Annotated in this window: 24 protein-coding genes; 10 read left to right on the forward strand and 14 right to left on the reverse strand. The window is 70.0% G+C overall.

Annotation, left to right across the window (positions count from 1 at the left end; genetic code table 11):
- Positions 1-84: 84 nt before the first annotated feature.
- Positions 85-723 (reverse strand): TetR/AcrR family transcriptional regulator, encoded by a 639-nt coding sequence (locus tag GVY39_RS24965; protein WP_159928692.1) that lies wholly within the window; start codon positions 721-723, stop codon positions 85-87.
- A gap of 61 nt (positions 724-784) precedes the next feature.
- On the opposite strand from GVY39_RS24965, the gene GVY39_RS24970 reads away from it, so the two are divergent.
- The 3 genes from GVY39_RS24970 (at position 785) to GVY39_RS24980 (ending at position 3,073) form a co-directional block, all read left to right on the forward strand.
- Positions 785-1,549: an SDR family oxidoreductase gene (locus GVY39_RS24970; RefSeq protein ID WP_159928694.1), complete on the forward strand. Its 765-nt coding sequence runs from the start codon at positions 785-787 to the stop codon at positions 1,547-1,549.
- Positions 1,546-2,049, forward strand: a complete 504-nt coding sequence (locus GVY39_RS24975; RefSeq protein WP_159928696.1) for a VOC family protein — start codon at positions 1,546-1,548, stop codon at positions 2,047-2,049. The genes GVY39_RS24970 and GVY39_RS24975 overlap by 4 nt, the downstream gene beginning before the upstream one ends.
- 148 nt (positions 2,050-2,197) lie before the next feature.
- Positions 2,198-3,073, forward strand: a complete 876-nt coding sequence (locus tag GVY39_RS24980; RefSeq protein ID WP_159928698.1) for a TIGR03619 family F420-dependent LLM class oxidoreductase — start codon at positions 2,198-2,200, stop codon at positions 3,071-3,073.
- Positions 3,074-3,088: 15 nt separating this feature from the next.
- Here the strand turns inward: GVY39_RS24980 and GVY39_RS24985 are convergent, their stop codons facing one another.
- The 3 genes from GVY39_RS24985 to GVY39_RS24995 form a co-directional block, all read right to left on the reverse strand.
- Positions 3,089-3,952 (reverse strand): fructosamine kinase family protein, encoded by an 864-nt coding sequence (locus GVY39_RS24985; RefSeq protein ID WP_159928700.1) that lies wholly within the window; start codon positions 3,950-3,952, stop codon positions 3,089-3,091.
- The gene (locus GVY39_RS24990) at positions 3,949-4,728 is read right to left on the reverse strand and encodes a helix-turn-helix domain-containing protein (RefSeq protein WP_159928702.1); all 780 of its coding nucleotides are present in this window, start codon (positions 4,726-4,728) and stop codon (positions 3,949-3,951) included. The genes GVY39_RS24985 and GVY39_RS24990 overlap by 4 nt, the downstream gene beginning before the upstream one ends.
- 174 nt (positions 4,729-4,902) lie before the next feature.
- Positions 4,903-5,526: a hypothetical protein gene (locus GVY39_RS24995; protein ID WP_159928704.1), complete on the reverse strand. Its 624-nt coding sequence runs from the start codon at positions 5,524-5,526 to the stop codon at positions 4,903-4,905.
- Positions 5,527-5,711: 185 nt separating this feature from the next.
- Between GVY39_RS24995 and GVY39_RS25000 the strand changes: the two genes are divergently transcribed.
- The 3 genes from GVY39_RS25000 to GVY39_RS25010 all read left to right on the forward strand — a co-directional run bounded on the left by GVY39_RS25000 (position 5,712) and on the right by GVY39_RS25010 (position 7,379).
- Positions 5,712-6,551, forward strand: a complete 840-nt coding sequence (locus GVY39_RS25000; RefSeq protein ID WP_159928706.1) for an ABC transporter permease — start codon at positions 5,712-5,714, stop codon at positions 6,549-6,551.
- A 28-nt stretch (positions 6,552-6,579) separates the two neighbouring features.
- The gene (locus GVY39_RS25005; protein ID WP_159928708.1) at positions 6,580-6,960 is read left to right on the forward strand and encodes an inorganic diphosphatase; all 381 of its coding nucleotides are present in this window, start codon (positions 6,580-6,582) and stop codon (positions 6,958-6,960) included.
- 197 nt (positions 6,961-7,157) lie between these two features.
- The gene (locus tag GVY39_RS25010; RefSeq protein ID WP_159928785.1) at positions 7,158-7,379 is read left to right on the forward strand and encodes a DUF6480 family protein; all 222 of its coding nucleotides are present in this window, start codon (positions 7,158-7,160) and stop codon (positions 7,377-7,379) included.
- A 69-nt stretch (positions 7,380-7,448) separates the two neighbouring features.
- On the opposite strand, the gene GVY39_RS25015 is transcribed toward GVY39_RS25010, so the two are convergent.
- From GVY39_RS25015 to GVY39_RS25035, 5 genes are all read right to left on the reverse strand, one after another.
- Entirely contained in the window at positions 7,449-8,288 is an 840-nt protein-coding gene (locus GVY39_RS25015) for an SDR family oxidoreductase (protein ID WP_159928710.1), read from the reverse strand.
- Positions 8,289-8,348: 60 nt separating this feature from the next.
- Positions 8,349-8,909, reverse strand: a complete 561-nt coding sequence (locus GVY39_RS25020; protein WP_159928712.1) for a hemerythrin domain-containing protein — start codon at positions 8,907-8,909, stop codon at positions 8,349-8,351.
- 20 nt (positions 8,910-8,929) lie between these two features.
- The gene (locus tag GVY39_RS25025; RefSeq protein WP_159928714.1) at positions 8,930-10,711 is read right to left on the reverse strand and encodes a thiamine pyrophosphate-requiring protein; all 1,782 of its coding nucleotides are present in this window, start codon (positions 10,709-10,711) and stop codon (positions 8,930-8,932) included.
- An 80-nt stretch (positions 10,712-10,791) separates the two neighbouring features.
- Positions 10,792-15,408 (reverse strand): cation-translocating P-type ATPase, encoded by a 4,617-nt coding sequence (locus GVY39_RS25030; RefSeq protein WP_159928716.1) that lies wholly within the window; start codon positions 15,406-15,408, stop codon positions 10,792-10,794.
- A gap of 94 nt (positions 15,409-15,502) precedes the next feature.
- The gene (locus GVY39_RS25035) at positions 15,503-16,696 is read right to left on the reverse strand and encodes an alcohol dehydrogenase catalytic domain-containing protein (RefSeq protein ID WP_159928718.1); all 1,194 of its coding nucleotides are present in this window, start codon (positions 16,694-16,696) and stop codon (positions 15,503-15,505) included.
- Positions 16,697-16,981: 285 nt separating this feature from the next.
- Between GVY39_RS25035 and GVY39_RS25040 the strand changes: the two genes are divergently transcribed.
- Positions 16,982-18,445, forward strand: a complete 1,464-nt coding sequence (locus GVY39_RS25040) for an aminotransferase class I/II-fold pyridoxal phosphate-dependent enzyme (RefSeq protein ID WP_159928720.1) — start codon at positions 16,982-16,984, stop codon at positions 18,443-18,445.
- 34 nt (positions 18,446-18,479) lie between these two features.
- Complete coding sequence (locus GVY39_RS25045; RefSeq protein ID WP_159928722.1) at positions 18,480-19,091, forward strand: flavodoxin family protein; 612 nt, start codon at positions 18,480-18,482, stop codon at positions 19,089-19,091.
- Positions 19,092-19,144: 53 nt separating this feature from the next.
- Here GVY39_RS25045 and GVY39_RS25050 read toward each other — a convergent pair whose 3' ends face one another.
- Positions 19,145-19,645, reverse strand: coding sequence for a hemerythrin domain-containing protein (locus GVY39_RS25050; RefSeq protein WP_159928724.1), 501 nt, complete (start codon positions 19,643-19,645; stop codon positions 19,145-19,147).
- Positions 19,646-19,783: 138 nt separating this feature from the next.
- Between GVY39_RS25050 and GVY39_RS25055 the strand changes: the two genes are divergently transcribed.
- Positions 19,784-20,272, forward strand: a complete 489-nt coding sequence (locus GVY39_RS25055) for a CinA family protein (RefSeq protein ID WP_159928735.1) — start codon at positions 19,784-19,786, stop codon at positions 20,270-20,272.
- A gap of 7 nt (positions 20,273-20,279) precedes the next feature.
- Here the strand turns inward: GVY39_RS25055 and GVY39_RS25060 are convergent, their stop codons facing one another.
- The 4 genes from GVY39_RS25060 to GVY39_RS25075 all read right to left on the reverse strand — a co-directional run bounded on the left by GVY39_RS25060 (position 20,280) and on the right by GVY39_RS25075 (position 22,636).
- Positions 20,280-20,489: a CDGSH iron-sulfur domain-containing protein gene (locus GVY39_RS25060; protein ID WP_195071019.1), complete on the reverse strand. Its 210-nt coding sequence runs from the start codon at positions 20,487-20,489 to the stop codon at positions 20,280-20,282.
- Positions 20,467-21,120, reverse strand: coding sequence for a HemK2/MTQ2 family protein methyltransferase (locus GVY39_RS25065; protein WP_159928737.1), 654 nt, complete (start codon positions 21,118-21,120; stop codon positions 20,467-20,469). Before GVY39_RS25065 ends, GVY39_RS25060 begins: the two co-directional genes overlap by 23 nt.
- 32 nt (positions 21,121-21,152) lie before the next feature.
- Positions 21,153-22,169 carry an iron-containing redox enzyme family protein gene (locus tag GVY39_RS25070; RefSeq protein ID WP_321209982.1) on the reverse strand — a complete coding sequence of 339 codons (1,017 nt, stop codon included), beginning with the start codon at positions 22,167-22,169 and terminating at the stop codon, positions 21,153-21,155.
- A gap of 131 nt (positions 22,170-22,300) precedes the next feature.
- Positions 22,301-22,636 carry an Lsr2 family protein gene (locus GVY39_RS25075; RefSeq protein ID WP_159928739.1) on the reverse strand — a complete coding sequence of 112 codons (336 nt, stop codon included), beginning with the start codon at positions 22,634-22,636 and terminating at the stop codon, positions 22,301-22,303.
- A gap of 701 nt (positions 22,637-23,337) precedes the next feature.
- Between GVY39_RS25075 and GVY39_RS25080 the strand changes: the two genes are divergently transcribed.
- The gene (locus GVY39_RS25080) at positions 23,338-24,630 is read left to right on the forward strand and encodes a glycosyltransferase (protein WP_159928741.1); all 1,293 of its coding nucleotides are present in this window, start codon (positions 23,338-23,340) and stop codon (positions 24,628-24,630) included.
- Positions 24,631-24,684 lie beyond the last annotated feature (54 nt).

The following is a 24,684-nucleotide window of genomic DNA, read 5'->3' on the forward strand; positions in this document are numbered from 1 at the left end:
GCGCGTTGCCGCTGGTCGCCGGTCTGCGGCGGAGTGCCGACCGTGGGCGGCGGGGACGGTGTCCGGTCGCGCGCCGCGCCGATTTCAATGTCCCGGTGCGGCTGCTGTGTCGTCGTGGACGGGCACGGTGAGCATGGCGACGATCATGTCCACGATTTCCGCCGCGTCCCCGGGGTGGGCGGTGCGGACGCCCGATTCCAGGGTGCGCTCGTAGTCGGCGATCAAGGCCAACATGACGGTGGCCATGGATTCCAGGCGCTGCCTGCGCAGCCGCCGTGGCAGGCCGGACAGTGCGGCGTCGAGCCGGGTGGCGATGATCCGGACCGCGGCGCGGTCGGCGCCGGCGAGGCGGCGCGCGTCCGCCACCACGGGGTGGGTGCGCACGACTTCCAGGAACCGGCCCAGATGGGTCACGCGATGGTGGCCGAGCAGTTCGAGGATGGGTGTCGCGAGCATGGCGACGAGGGTGGGCAGGTCGTTGGCGCCGCCTTCGGCTTCGTGGGCGGCCAGCAGCTGCATGCGCCGCTGTTCGAGCCAGTTCATCCGCCGCTGCACGATGGCCTCGATCAGGCCGGTGCGCGAATCGAAGTAGTAATGCACGGCGGAGTTGTTGCGCTGGCCCGCCGCGGCGGCGATGTCGCGCAGCGGCACGTCGACGCCGCGTTCGGCGATGAGGCGTTCTCCGGCGTCGAGCAAAGCGGTGCGCGAATCGTCGCTCGGCATACCCGCACTGTACTAAACACAAGTATTGACGATGTTAAACACAGATGCTTAATTAAACGACGTGAATGATGTGGCGGTGGTCACCGGCGCCGCGTCCGGCATCGGCGCCGCGCTGTGCCGACTGCTGGCCGCGCGGGGCGTCGCGGTCGTGGCCGCCGACGACGATGCCGCCGGGCTGGTGGGGCTGGCGGCCGATACCGCGATCCATACGCAGGTCGTCGACGTCTCCGACGACGACCAGGTGCGCCGCCTCATCCACGGAGCCGTTGCCGAGCTGGGAGGCATCGACTTCCTGTTCAACACCGCGGGTATCCGCCTCGGCGGCGCGGCCGAGCACATGCCGTTGGCGCAGTGGCAGCGGATCGTGGACGTGAATCTGTGGGGTGTGGTGCACGGGACGCGGCACGCCTACCCGCTGATGCGCGCACAGGGTTCCGGCCACATCGTCAACATGGCCTCCATCGCGGGACTCACACCCGTGGCGCCGTCGGCGGCGTATGCGATGACCGAGCACGCCGTTGTCGGGTTGAGCACCGCGCTGCGCGTCGAAGCGGCCGCGGCGGGCGTCAGGGTCAGCGTGGCCGTACCGGGAGGGGTCGCGACCGACATCGTCGATTCCGGCATCGACCTGCCGGGGTATTCGTATCGCGGGCCGGCGCGCCGCATTCCGATCGGGATGATCGGATCCGAACGGGCGGCGCAGCACATTCTGCGTGGCATGCGAAAGAACAAGCCGTACATCGTGTTCCCCCGCTACAACAGAGCCGTGCTGGCCGCCTACCGGTGGTGTCCGCGGCTGATGAGCCGCCTCGGAGGACGCCGATGATCACCGAAGGCCCGATCTTCCAGCTGTGCTGGGTGGTGGAGGACCTGGCCGCGGCAGTCCGGGCGTTCACCACCCGGTACGGGGTCGGCGAGTGGTTCACCATTCCGGAGGTCCACTTCGGCCCCGATACCGCCGAACTGCATGGTGCGCCCGCCGATTACACCATCGGCGTGGCGCTCGGCTACGCGGGCGGCCAGCAATTGGAGCTGATCGAGCCGCGCGGCGGGGTGAGCCTGTACTCCGAGCATCTCGATCGTCTCGGCCCCGGCCTGCATCACGCCGCCTGGGTGCCCGACGACTACGACGCCGCGCTCGCCGAGGCCCGCGCGGCGGGAGTCGAGATCGTCGCGCGCGGCGGGTTCGAAGGCGTCGGGATGGAGTTCGCCTACCTCGACGGCGGACCGCTCGGTTCGCACATCGAACTGATGCGGCTGTCACCACAGATGAAGGCGATGTTCGACCACTTGATTCCGGAAGGTTTCACCAACCCATGGCAGTAGGCGGTGTTCCCCCGAGCGGCCTCGACACCATCGAGGCGGTTGGGTCGCGCTTGCGCCGGTTCCCCTCACGTCTCGGCCAGGGCCCGGTCCGCGGGCACCGGCGCCGGGGCCCACGCGGCGCGCTCGACGCGCCAGGAAGGCGAGCATCATGCGCTTCACCTACGCCGAGACGATGACCGATCCGTCGTACTACCTCGCTCTCGCCAAGGCCGCAGAGGAGGCGGGCTATACCTCCATGGCGGTCGCCGACAGCGTGGCGTATCCGAGGGAATCCGACGCGAAGTACCCCTACACACCCGACGGAAGCCGGGAGTTCCTGGAGGACAAGCCGTTCATCGAGGCCTTCGTGCTCAGCGCGGCGATGGCGGCGGTGACCACCACGCTGCGTTTCACGCCCTTCGTGCTGAAGCTGCCGATCCGGCCCCCGGTGCTGGTGGCCAAGCAGGCCGCCTCGGTGGCCGCGCTGAGCGGTAACCGATTCGGGCTGGGCGTCGGCATCAGCCCGTGGCCGGACGACTTCGAGATCATGGGTGTGCCGTTCGACAAACGCGGCGCGCGGATGGACGAATGCATCGATATCGTGCGCGGACTCTCGGCAGGCGGGTACTTCGAGTACCACGGGCAGTTCTACGACATCCCGCCGATCAAGATCAGCCCGGTGCCGACCGAACCGGTGCCGATCCTGATCGGCGGGCACAGCAAGCCCGCGTTGCGCCGGGCCGCCCGACGCGGCGACGGATGGATGCACGCCGGTGGCGACGGCGCCGAACTCGACCGGCTGCTGGCCGAATTGGACGCCCTGCGCGCGGAATACGGCACCCGCGAGGATTTCGAAGTGCACGTGATCTCGCTGGACGGCTTCACCGTCGACGGCATCAAGCGCCTCGAGGACAAAGGGGTCACCGATGTGATCGTCGGATTCCGGCTGCCCTACACCACCGAACAGGACACCGAGCCGCTGGACACGAAGATCGCCAACCTGTCCCGCTTCGCGGAGAAGGTCATCGCCCGGGTCGACGGGTGACGCGCGGGCCGCAGGTCAGGACGCGAGCGCCGCGCGGGCCGCGGTGACGGTCCGCGCGCGATAGCCAGCGCCGAACAGCACGACGTGCACCAGCAGCGGGTGCAGCTGGTGCAGCGGCGTACGGGTTCGCCACCCGTCGGCGAGCGGATGGGTCTCGTGGTAGGCGGCGAGGATGCGGTCCAGGTGCGCCGCGCCGAAGAGGGCCAGCATGGCCAAGTCGGTCTCGCGGTGACCGGCGTGCGCGGCGGGGTCGACGAGCATCGCGCGCTGCCGGGTCCACAGGATGTTGCCCGACCAGAGGTCGCCGTGGATGCGGGCCGGAGGCTCGTCGGGCCCGGCCAGGTCGTCGATGCGTTCGATGACGCGCTCGAGCAGGCGTGTGCCCTCGGCGCCGAGAGACCCGGCGGCCGCAGCGAGGTACGGTGCGAGGCGATGCTCGGCATACCACCGCGGCCACGGCCCGTCGGTGGGGGTGTTGGGCAGCGGCAGGCGCGCGATCCAGCCGTCCCAAGGCGCACCGTAGAGCTCGGATCGGCCCGCGTGCAACGCGGCCAGTTCACGGCCGAGACGTTCGGCGGCAGCGGGTGTGGGGCCGGATTCCTCCAGCCAGGGCAGCACCAGCGTCCGTTCGTCGGCGGCCAGCACCTCCGGCAGCAACGCGCTGACGCCGTCGCGGTCCCGGCCCGTCCCCCGCAGCCACGCCAGGCCCGCCGCTTCGGCCGCGAAGACCGGTGTCGGCTGCTGCGAGGCCTTCACGAAAATGGTTCGGCCATCGGCCAATTCGGCGCGATGCAGCGTCCACGCGTGGCCTTCGCCGAGATCGGTGACGGCGCGCACGGACACGCCGAGCAGCGCGGACAGCTGGGCGGCGGGGGTCACCGGGCGCCCGCGGTGAGGCGCTTCTTGGTGTCCTCGTCGGCGGGGAAGAACGATTCGATGGCCAGTTCGGCGACGGTGACGTTCATCGGGGTGCCGAACACCGTCGTGACGCTGAGGAACGACAGCTCGTCCCCGTCGTGTTCGATCCGCAGCGGGACCACCGCCTGGTCCGGTTCGGGGACGGCGAGCTCGACTTCGCCACCGGGATAGGACCGCAGCTCCTCGAGCAGGTCGGCCAGGTCCCGTGATCCGGTGACCTCGGCTTGGCGCGCCAGGCGGGCGAAGATGTGGCCGCGCCACTCGGCGAGGTTGCGGATGCGCCCGGCCATCCCGTCGGGGTGCAGGCTCAGCCGCAGGGCGTTCACCGGCGGTCGCGCCAGTGCCGGATCGATGCCGTCGATGAGGACGGCCACACCGCTGTTGGCGTCGATCATGGTCCAGTTCTGGTCGATGGCCAGCGCCGGATAGGGTTCGTGACCGGTGAGAATCTCGCGCATCGCGCCGCGGATGGCGTCCATGGCGGGGGTGTCCAGGCCGGGTTGCGCGTAGGCGGGGGCGTAGCCCGCGGCCAGCAGCACGCGGTTGCGTTCGCGCAACGGGATCTCCAAGTGCTCGGACAGGTGCACGATCATGGTCCGGCTCGGGGTGGCGCGTCCGGTCTCGATGAAACTCAAGTGCCGGGCCGAGGTGTCGGCCCGTCCGGCCAGTTCCAGTTGGCTCAGCCTGCGTTCCAAGCGCCAGTGTCGCAGCAGGTCGCCTGCCGTGGGGGTACTCACTCCCCGATCCTACGAACGGCCGCGGGGCGCGGCCATTACCTCGCGGGTAATCGACATCTATACCGTCGGCGTGCGGCGCGGCGTCCGAGCGCTCGTGGATCGGGCGGATCGCGCGATCGCGAGCACGGAGATCCGGCCGGACAAACCCGTGTTCCGGCCGGATATCGGAGGACCTCAGGCCATCTCGGGTACCCGCAGGTGCGCGAACGCCAGGTCGAACTCTCCGACCTCGAGCACGTTGGCGCTCACTCGCTGCGTCGCCATGGTCCTGATCCGGTTGGTCTGCTCGCGGCTGCCCTCCATCGCCTCCCGGGTCTCCCATACGGTCGCTCCCACCGCTCGGCCGCTGGCCCGATCGAGGAACAGGCTCGCGCTGCAGAATCCGTCGAGCATCTCCGTCTGCGGCAGCACTTCCATCTTGAACGTGTCGGCCAGCTGGTCGAGCCGGCCCGGATCGACCTGCACCCACGAACACCGGGCACAGGCATTGTCGCCGGCCGGATGGTCACGGTGCATCACCGCGATCTCCCATTCCTCGACGCGCTCCACCCGGCCGCCGAGCCGCCGGGCCAGGCCGTCGCGCAGTTGCTGGACTCGTCCTCTGCTGGCATGCAATGCCTCCTCTGCTTCCCATGAGGTCGTGGCGATGCAGCGCCCGGTCGACCGGTCGGCCATCAAGGACAAGCCGACCCATCCCTGGATTTCGGGCAGATTCGGCATCACTTCATCACGCAGGTACGCGATCCCGTCGTCGATCGACGAGGGCTGGGCCGCGATGGTGCTGGAACGTGCGTACACGGGCCACCTCCTGCTCTGGTCAGGGCGGCGCCCCGGTGGCGCCACCGGACATACTCACCTTCCTCCAGCCCGCGCTCGCACGCAATGCCCTCACTCTCGTGCGCCATCGCCTGGCCGTGGCGGGTCGGCACCGTCGGTCGCGACGTCGAACCCGGGTGGGTGTGGCGGCGTGAGAGAGTGCACGGATGAATACGGCGATCACGCCCGGGGTGGGGTTGGTGGTGGTGTGCGCCGTCATGGTCGTTGCCGCGGCGGTGGTGTACGGGGTCGCCGGGCTGGGGCGGGTGACGGTGGCTCCGTGGGCGGCGGTCCGCGGCGCCGCGCAGCTCGCCGCGGTCGCGCTGATCCTGACCGCGGCGCTGGCGCAGCTGTGGTCGTCGCTGCTGGTGCTGGCGGTGATGTTCGGCGCGGCCGTGGCGACCTCGGCGCGGCGCGCCCGCGCGGGCGGATCGGGGTTGTGGCTGAGCCTGGCGCTCGGCGCGGGTCTGGGCGCGGTGCTGCCGATGTTGCTGCTCAGCGGCGTCGTCCCGCTCAGCGGGGTGGCGCTGGTGCCGATCGGCGGCATCGTCTCCGGTGGCGCCATGACCGCGACGTCGCTGGCGGCGCGGCGTGCCCTGGACACGATCGAGGAGCGCTGGGGGGAGGTCGAAGCCGCGCTCGGTCTCGGGTTCACCGAGCGTGACGCGCGCCTGGAGATCATCCGGCCCACGGCCGCCGACGCGCTGCTGCCCGGCGTCGACCAGACCCGCACGGTCGGGCTGGTGACGCTGCCGGGGGCGTTCGTCGGGGTTCTGCTCGCGACCGGCTCGGCCGCGCAGGCCGCCGCGGTGCAGATCATGGTGCTGGCCGGGCTGCTGCTGGCGCAGTCCTGCGCCGTCGCGGTCACCCTCGAACTCGTCGCCCGCGCCCGGGTGCGTCGCCGCGCCCCCACGCCGCCGGCAGCCGATCGATCGTCACAGAGCCTGCGCGCGCGGATCGCGGCGCGCGCCCCGGTGATCCCGGTCGAGCTTCGTCGCGACCGGTGACGGGCGTGGATCCGCGTAGCGTCGGACGATGACCGACACGCCCGCGATGGAGGATTCCGAATCGCTGCGATCGGCGCGCCGATTCCTCGGCCGCACAGTGGATCTGGTCTTCGACCGTCCATACGGCAGCCATCATCCGACGTGCGGCTTCCGGTACCTCGCCAACTACGGCTATGTGCCGGGGACCCTCGCGCCCGACGGTGCGGAGCTCGACGCCTACTACCTCGGCCCGGCCGAACCGATGGTCCGCGCACGCGGACTCTGCGTCGGGATCATCCACCGGCTCTACGACGATGACGACAAACTGATCGTCGTCCCGGACGGCAGTCCCGTCCTCGACGACGCGGCGATCGCTTCCGCGGTCGAGTTCCAGGAGACCGCCGGTCACTACGTCATCGTCAGGGTGTGACCGGCGGATCACCTGAGCGCGGGTCGATTGGGCACGCGGATACCGGGTAGGCCCCTGGCATGGAACTGTTGGTGATTCTCGGGCTCGCGGTGCTGGTCGGCGCGGTGATCGTGTACCGCAAGAAGCCCGGCAAACGACCTGACGCACCGCCCGAGGTACCTGGAAACGACGGCGAATAGGGAGCGGCAGTGAACGCGATGGATCCGGACCCGACGAGGACGCCCGATCTGGAACCCGGCGGCGGCGTGCCACCGGGCTCGACGCCACCGGACACACCGCAGACTTCCGGGCTGTCCGCGCCGGAGCCCAGCACCAGACACCACTTCCCGGTCACCGGGGTCGCGGCGATGGTGCTCACGGCGGTGGTGGTGCTGGTCTTCCTCGCCGCGGCGGTCGCGATCGTGGTGTCGATGCTGTGACCCGTCACCGCCGCGCCGGGCGGCCGCTTCGCGCAGCGGCCGCCCGTGCGGTTCCTCGTGCCCAGGCGGTCACAGGATCGGTCGGCCGCCGGTGACCGCGATCCGTGCTCCGGAGATGTAGCTGCCCTCGTCGGAGGCCAGCAGGACATAAGTGGAGGCCAGTTCGGCCGGTTGACCGGCACGGCCCAGCGGTGTGTCGTCACCGAAGTGGGCGACCTTCTCCACCGGCATGGTGGAGGGGATCAGCGGGGTCCAGATGGGCCCGGGGGCAACGCTGTTGACCCGGATTCCGCGCTCGCCCAGCAGCTGGGCGAGGCTGGCGGAGAAGTTGGCGATGGCGGCTTTGGTCGCCGCGTAGGGCGCCAGCGTCGGGGAGGGCATGTCGGAGTTGACCGAGGAACTCCCGATGATCGACGAGCCGGCGGGCATATGCGGCAGCGCCGCCTTCACCAGGTAGAAGTAGGCGTTGATGTTCAGTTTGACGGTGTGGTCGAATTCCTCGTCGCTGATCTCCTCCAGCGTCTCGTGGGTCATCTGGAACGCCGCGTTGCTCACCAGCACGTCGATCTTCCCGAATTCCCGCACCGCCCGGTCGATGACGGCGCGGCAGTGCGCGGCGTCGGACAGGTCGCCCGGCACGAGCACGGCTTTGCGTCCCGCCTGCGTCACCAGGTCGGCGACTTCCTTCGCGTCCTCGTCCTCGTCGAGATAGGAGATCAGCACGTCGGCGCCTTCGCGCGCGTAGGCGATCGCCACCGCTCGCCCGATGCCGCTGTCGGCGCCGGTGATGACGGCGGCCTTGCCGGTCAGCCTGCCGGATCCGCGGTAGCTGTCCTCGCCGCAGTCCGGCACCGGGTTCATCCTGGCCTGGATGCCTGGCACCTTCTGTTGCTGTTCGGGAAACCCCATGGTCGGTGTCCTCCTTCTTCCGTTTCGGCGTTCGGGTGGCAGGCCGGGCCTGCCGATGGTTCACATGTCCTGGTTGCGCCGCCAGTCCCGCACCGCGTCGCGGGCGCGGTCGAACAGCGCCAGTGGAGGTCCGGCCAGGAGGTTCGCGGCCGCGGACTCCCCCGTGCCGGGGTGCGGGCGGGTGGGTGCCACCGCTTCGGCGGCGCGCACCGAACCGGCCATGCGCCGTAGCTGATCGGTCGAGAACTGCGCGCGCAGCAGCGTGAACTCCTCGGTCTCCTCGCGTGTGGCGTGCTCGGCCACGGCGTCGGCGAACGCGGCCAGCGCGGCGTCGAAATCGGGATGGTCCACCCCGAGGTCGTACAGGTGTGCCAGCGCCCGCTTGGCCGCGTTCTCCTCCTCCAGCCGCGGTCGCACGATGTCGTCGTCGGCGCCGAAACGGGCCCGCCCGGCGACCGGATGCACGACCTCCTCCTCGGCGCTCTCGTGCACGGCCAGCAGCCGCACCAGATCGATGAACAGATCCTGCTTCCCGTCCTCACCCGCCTTCAGTCGCGCCAGCAGCGTGGTGATCTGCGCGTGCTGGGCGGTCAGCAGGTCGACGACATCCTGGTCGGTCATCGCACCACTCGTTTCGGTCGCTACGGAATGAACTCCTGGATCTTGGTTTTCGCGCCCTGCGCGACGAGGTGCCAGGCGTCCGGGTCACCGCGCAGCACGGCTTCGGCGGTGTCCTTCATCTGGTCCCAGGTGGCGTGCGGCGGGATGGGCGGCACGTCGGGGTCGCAGTGCACGTCGAGCACCACCGGGCCGTCGGCGTGCAGGGCGCTGTCCCAGGCCGGGCCGAGTTCCTCAGGTGTGCGCACGGTGATCCCGGTCAGGCCCGCGCTGCGGGCGACCTCGGCGTAGGAGACGTCGGGAAGGGTTTGAGACTGTTCGAACTTCGGCGCACCGCCCATGGCGCGCAGCTCCCAGGTGACCTGGTTGAGGTCGTTGTTGTGGAAGACGCACACCACCAGGCGCTGATCGCTCCAGCGTGATCGGTAGCGGGCGATCGTGAGCAGTTCGGCCATGCCGTTCATCTGCATGGCGCCGTCGCCGACCAGCGCGATCGCGGGCCGGTCGGGGTGGGCGAACTTGGCGCCGATGGCGTAGGGCACGCCGGGGCCCATGGTCGCCAGGGTGCCCGACAGGGAACCGCGCATCCGGCCGCGGAAGCGCAGGCAGCGGGCGTACCAATTGGTGGAGGACCCGGAATCCGCTGTGACGATGGCGTTGTCGGGGATGCGTTCGGACAGTTCCCACACCACCCGCATCGGGTTGACCGGTTCGGCGTCCAGCAGGGACTGGCGTTCGATGGTCTGCCACCAGCGGGCGACATTCTTCTCGATCTTCTCCCGCCATGCGCGGTCGTCCTTGCGCCGCACCAGCGGAATCAGTTCGCTCAGTGTGGATTTCGCGTCGCCGACCAGGTTCACCTCGGTCGGGTAGCGCATGCCGATCATCGTGCCGTCGATATCGATCTGCACCGCGCGCGCCTGCCCGAGTTCGGGCAGGAACTGGCTGTAGGGGAAGTTCGATCCGACGATCAACAGTGTGTCGCAGTCACGCATGAGCTCGTAACTGGGCCTGCTGCCGAGCAATCCGATCGCCCCGGTGACGAAGGGCAGATCGTCGGGCAGGACGTCCTTGCCCAGCAAGGCTTTCGCCACGCCCGCGCCGGTGCGCTCCGCGAGCTCGACGACCTGCTCGGCGGCCGAGCGGGCGCCCTGACCGATGAGGATCGCGACCTTCGATCCGGCGTCGAGCACTTCCGCGGCGCGCCGGATGTCCTCGGGGGCGGGAACGACGCGCGGCGAGTGCAGTCCAGGAGGGCTCGACGGCACCTGTTTGAACGCGTGCTGCGGTGGCCGGTAGTCCTCCTCCTGCAGATCCGACGGCAGGATCACCGCCGTCGGGGCTCGGCGCGCGAGCGCGACCCGGAAGGCGCGGTCGAGGGCATTGGGCAACTGGCTGGCCACGTTCACCTCGACCAAGTAGTCGGAGGCGACGTCCTTGAACAGGTTCTGCAGGTCGACTTCCTGCTGGTAGCTGCCGCCCATCGCGCTGCGCGCGGTCTGCCCGACGATCGCCACCACCGGGACGTGATCGAGTTTCGCGTCGTACAAACCGTTGAGCAGATGGATCGCCCCCGGCCCCGAGGTCGCGGTGCACACACCCACCTTGCCGCTGAATTTGGCGTACCCGGTGGCCTGGAATGCCGACATCTCCTCGTGGCGGGCTTGGATGAACGCCGGATTGTCCCCCGCGCGGCCGAAAGCGGCGATCAGACCGTTGATCCCGTCGCCGGGATAGCCGAAGACCTGCTCGACGCCCCACTCCCGCAGACGTTGCACGACGTAGTCACCGACCTGTTGAGCCATAGGGTTCCTCCTCGTCGATGTGGCGGTGGCAGGGTCCGTCGCCGGGCGGATACCCGGGCGGCGATGTGCGAATCAGCGCCTCACCCTTCCTCCGCGATCTCCGGCTGGGGCAGCAACCGGGGAAGCAGCACCGCTGCGGCGGTGGCGGTCGTGGCGCATGTGGTCGCGATCCCCCACCCGATCGGATCCAGCGGGCGGCAACCGAAGTAGTGGCACAGCCCCGGCGTCATCACCACCGCGCCGAGCACCGCCCCGCTCGCGGCCGTGGTGACCCACACCAGCGGGCTGCGGTAGCCGGAGACCAGCGTCTGGCCGAGTTGCGTTCCGATGAGCGCGACCAGGCCGATGGTGGCGGCGCGCCGCTGGGTGCCGGTCATGCGGCCGAGGGTCCACGCCACCGACGCGCTGGTGGCCGTGGCGACGCCGCGGACGCCGAGGGTGTGCAGCAGGTCCGTGCCCAGGTGCGCGGGCGGGAGTTCGGCGAGCCGCTCGGCCGCCCGCTGCGCTTGGGCCTGCGGATCGTCGTCGTCGTCGGGATCGACGGCCTCGCCGTCGCGCGACAGCGCGAGCGCCATGGCGGGGAACATGTCGGTGAGCATGTTGACCAGCAGGAATTGCCGGGTGCCCAGCGGCGCCTGCCCGCTGACGGCGGTGCCGTAGAGCGTGAAGGCCACTTCGCCTGCGTTGCCGCCGACCAGCACGCCGACGGCGTCGGTGACCCGCTGCCACATGCCGCGCCCTTCGACGAGGGCGTGCAGCAGCACCAGCGGGTCGGGACGGGTGAGCACCATGTCGGCGGCGTTGCGGGCGGCGACGGAACCCTGTGCGGCCAAGCCGATTCCGACATCGGCGGTGCGGATCGCGGCGGCGTCGTTGCTGCCGTCGCCGGTCATGCCGACGACGTGACCCGCGCGGCGCAGCGCCGCGACGATGCGCACTTTCTGTTCCGGGCTGACGCGGGCGAACACCGTGCCCTGTTCGATCAGCTCGGCGCGCGCGGTCTCGTCGAGCCGGTCGAGATCCCCGCCGGTCACCACCTCCCCCGCCTCGATGCCGAGCTGGCGGGCCACCGCCGCCGCGGTCACCGGGTGGTCGCCGGTGATCATGCGCACGCTGATGCCATTGCGCTGCAACGCGGTCACCAGCGGGAGCGTCTGCGGGCGCGGGGCGTCGGCGAGTCCGAGGAAGCCGAGCAAAGTGAGTTCGACGACCGCCGCCTCGACGTCGTCGGGTTCGGTGCGCAGGTCGCGCCGGGCCACCACGAGGACCCGCAAACCCTGTTCGGCGAGATCGCGCACCACCTGTTCGGCGCGCTCGCGCATGCGGTCGTCGAAGGGATGGTCGGTGTCGTCCACACGCACCTGCGTGCAGCGCGACAGCACAACTTCGGGGGCGCCCTTGACGATGAGCCGCAGTTTGCGGGCGGTGTGGCCGAGGGTGGCGGCGTAGCCGCGGTTGGATTCGAAGGGGATCTCCTCGATCGGGTCCCAGCGGCGGGCGTCGTCGCCGAGCACCTCGCCCGCGGCATCCACCACCGCGCGGTCGGTGGCGTGCACGATCGGGCCCTCGTCGGGGTCGGGGCAGGCGCGGGCCGCGGCCCGCAGCAGCCGGTGCGCGTTCTCCGAGCCCGCGTCCGGGGACCACTGCTCGTCGAGGTCGGCGAGGGTGGTCAGGCGCAGCCGCCCCTCGGTGAGGGTGCCGGTCTTGTCGAAGCACAGAGTGTCCACGCGGCCCAGCGCCTCGACGGTGCGGCTGGCGCGGACCAGCACGCCGTGGCGGGAGAGCCTGCGGGCGGCCGCGAGCTGGGCGACCGTGGCCACCAGCGGCAGCCCCTCGGGCACCGCGGCGACCGCGACCGCGACGCCGTCGGCGATCGCGGTGCGCAGCGGCCTGCCGCGCAGGAGGCCGAGCCCGGTCACGACGCCGCCGCCGGTCAAGGTCAGCGGCAGGGCGCGGTCGGTCAAGCGGCGCAATTGCGCTTGCACGCCGCCTTTCTCCGGCGGTATGGCTCCGGCCGCGGCGCGGCCTGCCTGGGTGTCGGCGCCGACGGCCACGACGATCGCCCGGCCGGTGCCGTTGACCACCGTGCTGCCTTCGAAAACCATGCAGGCGCGGTCGGCCACCGCCGTACCGGGGGTGGCGGAGACCTGCTTGTCCACGGTGATCGACTCGCCGGTGAGGCCGGATTCGTCCATCTCCAGGTCGGCGGCGCGCAGCAGCCGCGCGTCGGCGGGGACCACGTCCCCGGACCGCAGCACGATCACGTCGCCGAGCGCGAGCAGGTTCGCGGGCACCTGGCGTTCGCCCGGCTCGTCCGCGTCGAGGTCCGCGCGATCGATGACGCGGGCGGTGAGCTGTTCGCCCTCGAACAACCGGTGCAGCGCGCCCTCGGCGCGCTGGCGCTGCCACGCGGAGACCAGTGCGTTGACCGCGAGCACCGACGACAGCAGCACCGCGTCCGACGGCGCGCCGAGCACGGCGGTGGCGACCGCGCCGACCCCGAGGATCGGGGTGAGCGGGTCGGCCAGTTCGCGGCGCAGCTGACCGGCGAACGACGCGGCCGAGGAGAGGACGCTCACCCCCGGGATGCGGGCGGCGGGGCTCGGCTGGGCTCGCTCCTCCAACGGAGCCGGCTGCGCCAGCCGGCTGAGCACCTCGCCGGCTTCCAGAGCGTGCCAGGGCAGCAACGGGGCGAGGGTGGCCGGTGGCTCGGTCCGCGCCGAACGCCATCCGGTGAAGGCGCCGCTGAGCAGACCGGTGTAGTGCGCGGCGGTCATGGGCGAAGCTCTGCCCGCGCTGGTCGGGGCCACGGCCAGCAGCAGTCCGCCCAGCGCGGCCGCCGACAGGGCCAGCGAGCGCCCGCGTTCGCTCACCTGACGAGCCGGACCGACGGCGGCCAGGACGCGGTCGGCCTGCCCGAGGTCGCGGCAGACCGCGTCGGCGGTCCAGGGGATCTGCAGTGCGTTGTCCTCTCGGACGGCCAGCCCGATCGCCACGTCGGCGAAGGCCAGCGCCCGGTGCGCGCGGGGGCTCAGCACGGCCACCACGTGACCGTCCTGCTGCAACGTGCGCACCAGCTTGCTCAGTGAGCGCGACGGAGAGACGAATTCGTCGGCCATGGAGCGCAACTCCGCGGCGTCGGCGTCGCCGACGAGGGTCACGCGCAGTCCCGCGCTGCGCGCACGCGCCAGCAGCGCGTGGGCCCGCCGGTCGAGTTCGCGACCGATCAGTACCCGTCCGACCGGTGTGCCGTTGTCGTGCAGTTCCCGCCATACCGGGCGGCGCGTCCCGCCTCGGTCGACCTTTCCGGTCGCGGCGTGCACCAGCCGCCGGTTGCCATCGGAGGACTGGAGACGATCGAGGTCGTCCGGTCGCGCGTCGCCCTCGGAGCCTTCCTCGGCTTCCTGACCCCACAGCAGGCGCTGGCTCACGCTCCACACGTCGGCGACCGACCACTTCTCGTGCGTCGTCTCGGCGTCGAGCACCAGCCTGCGTGCGGTCAGCAGCGACTCACCGTCGATGACCAGCGCCGACAATCGGTCCAGCCGCCGCCAGACCCGTGGGTGCAGCGTCAGCACCCCGGCCCGGCCCAGCGTCGTGGAGACCAGGGCACCGTAAGCTTCCCGGCTCGCTCGCGCCGCCTTGGGCGCTCCGAGTTCCAACGCGTCGGCCGCGCCGAACAGCCCACGCCCGCCGAGCACGGAGCTGACCGCACCCACCAGTGCACCCGCGGCCGTCTCGTCGGCCACGCGTTCGATCGGCCCCTGTGGCATCTCGACGATGCGGGCGGGCGGTGACAACGGTTCGCACACTTCCGCGGGACGGCGGTCGATCTCGGCCTCCCAGTTGCGCCATTGCGCGTACCTGGTCAGCGACTCGGTCAGCGTGAAACCGCGGTGCACCGCGTCGATCACCAGATTCGCCGTGCCCGCCGCGGCGCTGTTGCCCAGGGCGTTGCCGATGGCGTTGGCCGTGGTGAGCACCATGTCCGTCCGGGGACGGCCGAGCTGTTCCTCCAACCGTTTACGGATCCGCGGCTGGGTGTCGACGAACGCGGCGGCCGCGCGCAGTACCCGGGCGGGTGCGCGCAACGGCAGCACCGCCCCCACCGCCGACAGCCCGATCGCGCACACGTCGCCGGCGACCTGAATTCCCGCCGCCAGCAACGGCTCCCGGTCGCCGGGGTGCTCACAGCCGCGGCTCCAGTCCAGGTCGCCGACCGCGGTGTCGGCCTCGACCGACTCGATCGCCGACACCAGGGCGGGCAGATCGGCCGCACCGTGCTCCAGCGCGGCGACGACTCGTCCGGTCACCGCGTTCACCCGCCACCAGCGCACATCCCGGCGGCGGTCCAGGGTGCGGTGCAGCGCCTCGGTGACGGCTTCGCTCTTGCCGGAGTCCAGGCCGCGGACCTCGACGGTGGCCCGGTCCTCGTAGACGGCCACGCGGCGGCGCGAACGCAGTGCGTGCGGATCGACCAGCGCCGCCAACTCGTCGCGCAACTCCTCGTCGCGTCCCAGATTCAGCAGTGACGCACCTGCCCGGGCGCCGGCGGCCACTGCCTGCACCGGCGCCTGGGCGGCCCTGGCTCCCAGGCCGACTGCCTTCTCCACGCCCGCGCGGGCCATCTCAGCGGCTGCGGAGGTGGGCGCCTCGAGCCACCACGGCGAGACCACTCCGCGTAGTAAAAAGCTCATACCCGGCAGCTACCCAGGCGCGCAGAGAGCAAACAGTTCCCGGCCGCGGTCGCGGACGACCGCGGCGGGGTCCGGTGCGGACCCGCCGCGCCGATCAGTTCGTGGCGGTCGGGTCGAGGACGATCTTCACCGCACCGTCGGTCTTCTGCTGGAAACTGGCATAGGCCTGCGCCGCGTCGGTCAGGGGAAGGCGGTGGGTGGCGAAGGTGTCCACGCCGAGCGGGTCGCCGTCCTGCAGCAGCGGCATGATGTCGCCGACCCACCGGTTCACGTTCGCCTGCCCCATCCGCACCTGGATCTGCTTGTCGAACAGCACCCGCATCGGCATCGGGTCGAGCATGCCGCCGTAGACGCCGATGACCGAGATCGTGCCGCCGCGGCGGACGATGTCGATCGCCGAGTGCAGCGCCGCGAGCCGATCGATACCCGCGGTGTCCATCACCTTCTCGGCCACGAAATCCGGCAGGAACGCCGCCGAGCGCTGGGCCGCCGAGGCCAAGGGCGAGCCGTGGGCCTCCATGCCGACCGCGTCGATCACCGAGTCGGTGCCCCGGCCGTCGGTCCATCCGCGGATGATCTCGCCCACCGGCTCGTCGGCGTCGGTGAGGTCGATCACCTCCACGCCGCGTTCGGCCACCCGCGCCAGCCGCTCGGGAACCCGGTCGACGCCGATCACGCGATACCCGCGATGCGCCGCGACCCGGCACGCCATGTCCCCGATCGGGCCCAGGCCCAGCACGGTCACCGAACCGCCCTCCGGGACCGCGGCGTACTCCACCGCCTGCCATGCGGTGGGCAGCACGTCGGACAGGTACAGGAACCGCGAATCGGGCGGTCCGTCGGGCACCGTGATGTGGGTGGCGTCCGCGTGCGGCACCCGCAGATACTCCGCTTGCCCGCCTGGCACCTGTCCGTAGAGCTTGGAGTAGCCGAACAGCGCCGCGCCGCAACCGTATTCGCGGACCTGGGTCGTCTCGCACTGCGTGGGCAGGCCGGTCCGGCACATGTAGCAGGCGCCGCAGCTGATCTGGAAGGGGATCACGACGCGGTCGCCGCGGCGCAGACCGGTGACGGCCGAACCGGTTTCGACCACCCGTCCCATGGGTTCGTGGCCGAGCACGTCGCCGTTGCTCATGTAGGCGCCGAGCACTTCGTACAGGTGCAGATCGGATCCGCATATACCGGTGGAGGTGACCTCGATGATCGCGTCCGTCGGGGCCTCGATCCGTGGATCGGGCACCGTCTCCACGGCGACTTTGCGTCGTCCTTGCCAGGTCACTGCCTTCATCCGCGTGTTCCTCCTGTGGGGTCCGGTCTTGTCCCCGTGCTACCCGGGCGCCCTCGCCCGAAACGAGCGCGCCGGGTTCACCCGCGCCGGTCCGTTCTCCGCGTGCGAACACATACGCGGGTACGGGGGATCGCGCCGACGGCCCGCCGGACCGCTCGGCGCGCGAGCCGACCCGACGTGCGTAGCGGCCGCTGTTCGAGACCGCGGCGGCCCGCTTGCGACGGGTGTAGTGGATGGGTAGCACACCGGACGTGTGCCGTCGCCGAATCCGGGTAGGCGGAAGCCGTGGACCATACACGAGCTCCTCTGCTGGAAGCGCTTGCCGACTATCACCGACTGGGCCGGTACGGATTCACCCCGCCCGGACACCGGCAAGGACGCGGCACCGACGAACGGGTGTTGGACGTGATCGGCCGCGACGCCTTCGGCTCCGACGTGCTGGCCGTCGCCGGATTGGACGACCGGCTGGCACGCGGCGGCTACCTCGCCCGCGCCGAGGCACTCATGGCCGACGCGGTGCGCGCGGAAACCGCGTTCTTCTCCACCTGCGGCAGTTCCCTGTCGGTCAAGGCGGCCATGATGGCGGTCGCGGGCGGTCACGAGGGCGGCTTGCTCGTGGCGCGCGACAGCCACAAATCGGTGGTCGCCGGGCTGGTGTTCTCCGGCGTCCAGCCGCATTGGATCACCCCGCGCTGGGATACCGACCTGCATTTCTCGCACCCGCCCTCACCCGAGCAGGTCAGAGAAGCCTGGGACGCGCATCCCGACGCCGCGGGCGCGCTGATCGTCAGCCCCAGTCCCTACGGCACCTGCGCGGACATCGCCGCCATCGCCGACGTCTGCCACGAGCGGGGCAAACCCTTGATCGTCGACGAGGCGTGGGGCGCGCATCTGCCCTTCCACGACGACCTGCCCACCTGGGCGATGGACGCGGGCGCCGATCTGTGCGTGGTCAGCGTGCACAAGATGGGCGCGGGGTTCGAGCAGGGCTCGGTGTTCCACCTGCAAGGCGATCTCATCGACCCGATCCGGCTCAGCGAATGCGCCGACCTGCTGATGACCACGAGCCCGAACGTGCTGGTCTACGCCGCGCTCGACGGTTGGCGCAGGCAAATGGTCGAGCGTGGGCCCGAACTGCTGGGCCACGCGCTGCGCGTCGCCGGACGGGCCAGACAACAGCTCGCCGAGCTCCCCGGCATCACGGTGCTCGAGGACGAACTGCTCGGCGTCGAAGCCTCTCACGACCTCGATCGGCTCCAGGTCCTGATGGACGTGTCCGAGACCGGGGCCAGCGGCTACCAGGCGGCGGACTGGTTGCGCGAGCACCGGCGCCTCGACATGGGGCTGAGCGATCACCGTCGTGTGCTGGCGACCCTGTCGCTCGCCGACGACAAAGGCACCGTGGAGGCCTTGGTCGACGGCGTAGCCGCTTGGCGCGAGCAACTGACCGATCCCCAGCCGCCCCCCATCCACCTGCCCTCGCCCGGTGACCTGCAATTGGAGACCGTGATGCTGCCGCGCGACGCGTTCTTCGGTCCGGTCGAGACGGTGGACGCGCAAGACGCCGTGGGCCGCATCGCCGCCGAGCAGCTCACGCCGTACCCGCCCGGCATTCCGGTGGTCGTGCCCGGCGAGCGGATCGACGGCGCGGTGATCGACTACCTGCGCACCGGGCTCGACGCGGGAATGAACGTGCCGGATGCCGCGGACTCCAAGCTGCGCACGATCCGGGTCGTCGCCCGCGGCTGAACCGAAACATACTGCGAATCAGGAGGTTTCCCCCATGGCCGGACCGAGCGCCCTCGCACTGGTGTGCACACTGAAGAAGTCACCCGCCGAATCCAGCAGCGACCTCATCGCCCGCCAGGTGCTCGACGAGCTGGCCGGGCACGACGTGCAGGGCACGGTGCTGCGCGTGGTGGACTACGAGGTGCTGCCCGGTGTCACCGCCGATGAGGGGCCCGGCGACCAGTGGCCGTCGATTCGGGAACGGATCGCGGCGGCCGACATCCTGCTGATCTCGACCCCCACCTGGGTCGGGCACATGTCCTCGGTGGCGCAGCGGGTGCTGGAGCGTTTGGACGCCGAGCTGTCCGAAACCGACGATCAGGGCCGTCCCGCGATGGTCGGCAAGGTGGCCACGGTCGCCGTGGTCGGCAACGAGGACGGCGCGCACAAGATCGTCGCCGACCTGTATCAGGGGCTCAACGACATCGGCTTCACCATCCCCGCGCAGGGCTGCACGTACTGGAACGATCAAGCCATGGGCGGCACCGACTATCAGGACCTCGACTCGGTGCCGAAGGCGGTGGCCTCGGCGACCGCGGCGCTGGCCCGCAACGCCGCCCACTTGGCCCGGGTGCTCGGCGCCCAGCAGTACCCGCCCGCCGAATGAGTCCCGCGCGATGGCGCCCGACACCTGCGGAGGTGTCGGCGCCATCGCCGGTTTCAGGCCAGGACGGCGTCCACCGTCTTCTTCAGGGCAGAGGGCTGCGCCGGTGAGGTCGGCGCCTTCTTCCTGAGTTCTTGCAGCCGTGCCCCGATTTCCTGAAGCTGCTTGCGGCCCAGGCGCTCTCGCACCTTCGGGAACCACTCGCCCTCTTCCTCATCGATGTGATGGTCGACGTTCTCGATCAGCACGGTGGCCTTGGCGGTGAAGTGCTCGTCGTCGGGCTTCATCATCGCCAGCTCGGTGACCAGCACGTCGGCGACGTGATGCTCCTCGTAGGACTCCAGGATGTCCTCCTCGAGCTCGGGCACGAGTTTGCGCACCTCGGGGTACATGCACTCGTTCTCGAGGTAGGTGTGCACCGTGAGCGCCTCGATGATCTTGTTCACCACGTGGCCCTTGGTCTCGACGGCATCGTCGCCCGCCTTCTCGAACTCGCGGAACAGCCTCCGGATCACCTTGTGGTCGTCGCGCAGCAGCACGATCGCGTCGGTCGTCATCGCTTCATCTCCTTGCGTCGGGTGCCGGTCTTCTGCCGACATTCCCGGCGCCGCGTCGCGCAAACCCTGGCCCGCGCCGTTCGGCGAGACCCGGGCCGGACCGTATGGTGGGCCTGGAGACAGGCAGGAAGGACGGAAATGCCCCACGCGGACGAGTACGCACAGCAGCTGGCCGAATCGGCGCGGCAGTCCGAGATCACCGTGGCGGTCGCCGAATCGCTGACCTCGGGTCGGCTCTGCGCCACACTCGGCGCGGCGCCGAATTCCTCCGACTGGTTCCGCGGCGGCCTCGTGGCCTACAGCTCGCAGGTCAAGCACACGGTTCTCGGGGTGCCCGATGTGCCCGTGGTGTCGCAGACCGCGGCCGAGGCGATGGCCACCGGTGCGCGAAGCCTGCTGAAAGCGGTTGTCGCCGTGGCGGTCACCGGCGCGGGCGGCCCGGATCCGCAGGACGGCCAGCCGCCGGGGTCGGTCTGGTTCGCCATCGCCACCGAGCACGACGTCCACGCCTGGCACCGGCAGTTCGAGGGCGACCCGAAAGACGTGCTCGATCAGACCGTCGCCTGCGCGACCGAGTCGCTGCTCGACACGGTCCGCGCCCTGGGCGCGGACCGGTCGCGGGCATGACCCGCGGTCACGACGACCGGCGATGCTTGCGGTGGCTGGTGTCGCACAGGGGGTAGTTCTTCGAGCGTCGGCACAGGCACAGCGCCACCGCGAAGCGGTCACAGCGGATCGTCCGGCCGTCCGGGGTCACCAGTTCGACCGGCCCCTCGATCAACGCCGGGCCGTCCGCGGTGAGCGTCACCCGCCGCCACTGCTCATTGCCGGATGCGGTCGGCACGGATAACCACCAGATCTTCCATTCGCTGGCCGGGTTCGATCAACCCGGCCGCCTCCAGCCAGTCCGCGCGGCGACGCAGCACCGGCCCGAACGGCACGGTCGCCCGCGCCACGATCGCGGCCTTCAGGTCTCGCTCGCGCAATTGGACCAGGGTCGAATCGGGATCGCACAACGCCGAATGCACGATCAACGCGACCCCTCGCGGTTTCAACAGGGTGGGCAGCGCCGCGCACAACTGGTCCAGTACCGCCCTACCCCGGATCCCGGCGTCCCACGCGCGGGCGATGCCGCGGCTGTCGGTGCCCGCGGGAGCCGGCACATACGGTGGGTTGGCGAGCACCAGATCGAAATTGCGCCCGCCGAGAACCGCCGCGAAATCACCGCGCAGCACTTCGGCGTCGATGCCGCGCATCCTGCAGTTCAACCAGGCGGAGACGACGGCGGCTCGGGACACGTCCACGGCGGTCACCCTCGCCGCTCCCGTACGCGCGGCGGCGACGGCCAAGGCTCCGGTGCCGGTACACACGTCCAACGCATGCCCGCCACGCGGGACGCCCGCCTCCGACAGGGCACGAGTGAGCAACCAGGTGTCCAATTGCGGCGGGTAGACGCCGGGGGGTCGAATCAACATCACGTTCTAGCGAGTAGCCCGCCGCGCGCTGCTTAATCGTCCACCTCGCCCGGTCCGCTCCCGGTCTCCCGCAACGAACTGCGTCCGGCGCCCCAGGCATCCAGCACATGATCGGCAAATCGGTCCTCGAGCAGGTTCGTCACCTGGATGCCGAACGCCACCGACTCGGTCAGGCCGGGCTCCCGCCGCAGCAGGTCGCCGATCACGCCGGTGCGCATGATCTGCTCGTGCACGGCGTCGGCCTCGACGTGTTCACGGTAGAACAGCACGCAGGCCGGGTCGGCGTCCAAACGCTCCAACGCCTCCACCAAGCGCTGGGCGCCGGGCGGAGAAGTGATCTCCACCGCGGCGAAGTGGCCCACCAGCGCACCACGCCACACCCGGTGCAGCCCGAACAGCGACATCATGTTCACCAGCGCGAGCATCGGGGCGGGCACCACGTCCAGATAGTGCAGGTATCCCGGGTTCAGGCCGGCGCCGGCCAGCAGATCGGCATACAGCTGCGCGTGCACGCGTTCGCCGCGCCCACCCCCGAACTCGTCGAATTCGACCGCCACCAGCGACGCTTTGGCTTGGCCGCGCAGCCGGGGGATCACCCAGGCATAGGGGTCGGCTTCTTTGTGGTGATAGATCGAACGGTGCACGAAGTACTCGCGCATCTGCCACCATTCGCCCTCGTCGCGCAGGAAGCGGCTGGGTCCGGCCGGGTCGGCGGGGGTGATGAGCAACTGGTCGAGTTCGGCGTCGAGATCCGCTCCGCCTGGCACGTCGTCGCGCAGCGCGCGCAGGAACCGCTGTTCCATCGCCGCGCGCAGACCGAGCAGGCCCGGATCCCATTCCCAGCCCGCGTCCACGGTCGTGAACCCGTGATAGTGCAGCTCGTAGCAGGTGTGCAGGGCCAGATGCAGATCCTCGCCGTACGGGTCCACCGAACCCGCCTCCGGCACCGAACCGCCCGGCTCGCCGCGCAGCAACTCCACTACCGCCTCCGACAACTCTCCGCGGGGTCGGGGCAGTTCGTGCGTCTGGGCGTCTGTCATGACCGTCATAACGGTCGCTTACCCCGGAAAAGCGGGGTTATCGCGGCATCGCTGCGGAAAGAATGCGCGGCGGCCGTCCCGCGCCGCCGGTACGACGGCGCGGGAACAGCAAACCACTATCGATGGAGACTTTCGCGGAGCTACCCGTTCGCCTTCTTGTACGCCTCGACGACCTCGGCGGAGATCCGTCCCCGCGCCGACACATCGATGCCGTTCTTGCGCGCCCATTCCCGGATGACCGTGGCCTGTTCCCGATCGGTAGCCGACCGCAGGACACCCCCTCGGCCGCGACGCGCACGGCCGACCTTGCGAGCGTATGGAACCCACTGCTCGAAGAATCCGCGCAACTGACCGGCATTGTCCGCCGACAAGTCCATCTCGTAGGCCACGCCGTCCACGGCGAAAGACACGGTTTCCTCGGCCTGAGACTTGCCGTCGTAGTCATCGACCAGTGTCACGACGACCTTGCGTGCCATGTAGATAATCCCTTCACGGTTACCGAGCGCGTGCAGTCGAAAAAACAATCTTAGCCAGTAGATAACAGATCAGTTCCGCCCTTGGAACAGCGGGGTCCTCACCGCTGGACGGGATGCGCCGCGAAGAGTGCACCGGCCCGACGGTTGATCCTTCACATATTGCACGCGCGCACAGCCGGGCCGCAAACGACCTCCCGCACAGGACGGTCGACCATACTCCGACGGCAGCGCGCAGGGCGGCACGTCGATCGGATCGTACGCAGTCCGAAATCCGCCAGAGTGACTGGCCCACGGAGAGACACATGCACCGGAACGCACCGGGAAACCCGGTGGAGCGCGCGGATTTCCGGCGGCACCGACGCGAAGCCCGCAGCCGGTTACCTCCCATTGCTGAGAAGAGATACGGCCCGGTCGCGGCTTAGTCTGGACGACGCCCGGTCGAGCCGGAATACTGGCGTGCGCCGGTTTCGCAGGAGTCGACCACACGTGGTGTGGCGCATGCGTTCGGACGAAAGGAACTATCTCCCGATTCTGCAGACAGGCAGTCGGCCCGTTGAGAACGGCGGGGGGCCGAGTACCGTTCCGAACTCTTTCGAGAGAGTGGGACATCCGCGGGAAGCGGATCCCAGCAACGAATCAGATGTCGGCCGATTCGCGGAATTCGGCCAGACGAGCCAAGTGCACGAGCGGAAGTCGATAGTATGCGTGTGGCCTTGTTGCCCGCAGGTACGCGGGGCGATCATCAACCGTATCTCGCGTTGGCGCACGAGTTCCGCACCCGCGGGCACGAGGTGGAGATCACCGCCACCCGCAACCAAGCGCACATCCTGCGCAACGCGGACTTCGAACCCCATGTGATTCCCTTCGACGCCGCGGAATTGCTCGAGACGACCGAGGCCAAGCGGGCCCTGGCCTCCGGCAAGACGCTGCCGTTCGTTCGCATCATGCTCGACACGGTGAAGATCATCGAAGGTTCGCGCGGCGTGGCGATGCACGAGGTGCTCGTGAAAGCCTGTGCGGCGGCGGATGTCGTCGTCGCCTGCGCGTCGACGCTGCCGTGGGCGATGGATTTCCGCGAGAAGACCGGCACGCCGGTGATCGGCTGCCTGCCGTATCCGCTCGAACGCACCGATGAGTTCCCGTCGTCGTTCATGGCGAAGAACATGACGTCGTCCCGATTTCTGTCCCGGGCGAGTTATAGCCTCTTCGAATTGTCGTATACGTTCTTGTATCGCAAGGTCGACCGTCGAATGCGCCGCGAGATGGGACTGCCCGGTAAGCCGCGCAATCCTTTTCGGCGACTGCGTGACGAGCGGATACCGCTCGTCCATATGGTGAGCCCGGTGTTGCTGCCGAAGCCGCACGATTGGTCCGAACGCGCGACGATCGTGGGCGCTTCCATCCTGCCGCCGCGACTGCGTGACGCCTGGGGCGAAGCGGTCGTCGATCCGCGACTCGACGCGTGGCTGGACGAAGGCCCACCTCCGATATATTTCTGCATGACCGGAATGCCCGTTCTCGATCCGGTGGAATGCCGCGCGATGATCGCGACGGTCTGCGCGCGATTGGGCACGCGGGCCCTCCTCACGGTGAAAGGCGAGGGTTTCCCGAAGGGATTCAGCGCCGACCGGACTCTGCTGGTCATCGACTCGTTCGACTACGACCGCGTCCTGCCGCGATGCAGCGCGGTGGTGCACCACGGCGGCAGCGGCAATACCCATGACGTGGTGCGGGCGGGGATTCCGGCCGTGGTGATACCGGTGCACAGCGATCAATTCTTCTATGGCTGGCGGATCGCAGCGCTCGGTATCGGGGCCACCTTCCCGTATCGCGAGATCACCACCGAGCGCCTGTATCAGGCGTTGGCGCAGGCCTTGGCGCCGCGAGCGCGGCAGCGAGCCGCGGAGATCGGCCGCACGGTCGCACAGGAGAACGGCGTGCTCGCGGCGGTCGACGCCGTCGAGGAACTCGCCGCCGCGGCCGTCCGACCATGAGGACGGTCGGCCGCCGCGTCGGTGCGCGGCGTTCGCCGATGAGCGCACGACAAC

It is taken from the genome of Nocardia sp. CY15, from assembly GCF_009829295.1.
Classification (GTDB): domain Bacteria; phylum Actinomycetota; class Actinomycetes; order Mycobacteriales; family Mycobacteriaceae; genus Nocardia; species Nocardia sputi.

What these genes read in the sequence shown, in the direction of transcription:
- GVY39_RS25020 (WP_159928712.1), bottom strand. Translation starts at nt 8,909, where the DNA reads ATGACCGACCAGGATGTCGTCGACCTGCTGACCGCCCAGCACGCGCAG.
- GVY39_RS24975 (WP_159928696.1), top strand. Translation starts at nt 1,546, where the DNA reads ATGATCACCGAAGGCCCGATCTTCCAGCTGTGCTGGGTGGTGGAGGAC.
- GVY39_RS25050 (WP_159928724.1), bottom strand. Translation starts at nt 19,645, where the DNA reads ATGACGACCGACGCGATCGTGCTGCTGCGCGACGACCACAAGGTGATC.
- GVY39_RS25010 (WP_159928785.1), top strand. Translation starts at nt 7,158, where the DNA reads ATGGATCCGGACCCGACGAGGACGCCCGATCTGGAACCCGGCGGCGGC.
- GVY39_RS24980 (WP_159928698.1), top strand. Translation starts at nt 2,198, where the DNA reads ATGCGCTTCACCTACGCCGAGACGATGACCGATCCGTCGTACTACCTC.
- GVY39_RS25070 (WP_321209982.1), bottom strand. Translation starts at nt 22,169, where the DNA reads ATGACGGTCATGACAGACGCCCAGACGCACGAACTGCCCCGACCCCGC.
- GVY39_RS25030 (WP_159928716.1), bottom strand. Translation starts at nt 15,408, where the DNA reads ATGAGCTTTTTACTACGCGGAGTGGTCTCGCCGTGGTGGCTCGAGGCG.
- GVY39_RS25000 (WP_159928706.1), top strand. Translation starts at nt 5,712, where the DNA reads ATGAATACGGCGATCACGCCCGGGGTGGGGTTGGTGGTGGTGTGCGCC.
- GVY39_RS25005 (WP_159928708.1), top strand. Translation starts at nt 6,580, where the DNA reads ATGACCGACACGCCCGCGATGGAGGATTCCGAATCGCTGCGATCGGCG.
- GVY39_RS25045 (WP_159928722.1), top strand. Translation starts at nt 18,480, where the DNA reads ATGGCCGGACCGAGCGCCCTCGCACTGGTGTGCACACTGAAGAAGTCA.
- GVY39_RS25065 (WP_159928737.1), bottom strand. Translation starts at nt 21,120, where the DNA reads ATGTTGATTCGACCCCCCGGCGTCTACCCGCCGCAATTGGACACCTGG.
- GVY39_RS25035 (WP_159928718.1), bottom strand. Translation starts at nt 16,696, where the DNA reads ATGAAGGCAGTGACCTGGCAAGGACGACGCAAAGTCGCCGTGGAGACG.
- GVY39_RS24965 (WP_159928692.1), bottom strand. Translation starts at nt 723, where the DNA reads ATGCCGAGCGACGATTCGCGCACCGCTTTGCTCGACGCCGGAGAACGC.
- GVY39_RS25075 (WP_159928739.1), bottom strand. Translation starts at nt 22,636, where the DNA reads ATGGCACGCAAGGTCGTCGTGACACTGGTCGATGACTACGACGGCAAG.
- GVY39_RS25015 (WP_159928710.1), bottom strand. Translation starts at nt 8,288, where the DNA reads ATGGGGTTTCCCGAACAGCAACAGAAGGTGCCAGGCATCCAGGCCAGG.
- GVY39_RS25055 (WP_159928735.1), top strand. Translation starts at nt 19,784, where the DNA reads ATGCCCCACGCGGACGAGTACGCACAGCAGCTGGCCGAATCGGCGCGG.
- GVY39_RS25080 (WP_159928741.1), top strand. Translation starts at nt 23,338, where the DNA reads ATGCGTGTGGCCTTGTTGCCCGCAGGTACGCGGGGCGATCATCAACCG.
- GVY39_RS25025 (WP_159928714.1), bottom strand. Translation starts at nt 10,711, where the DNA reads ATGGCTCAACAGGTCGGTGACTACGTCGTGCAACGTCTGCGGGAGTGG.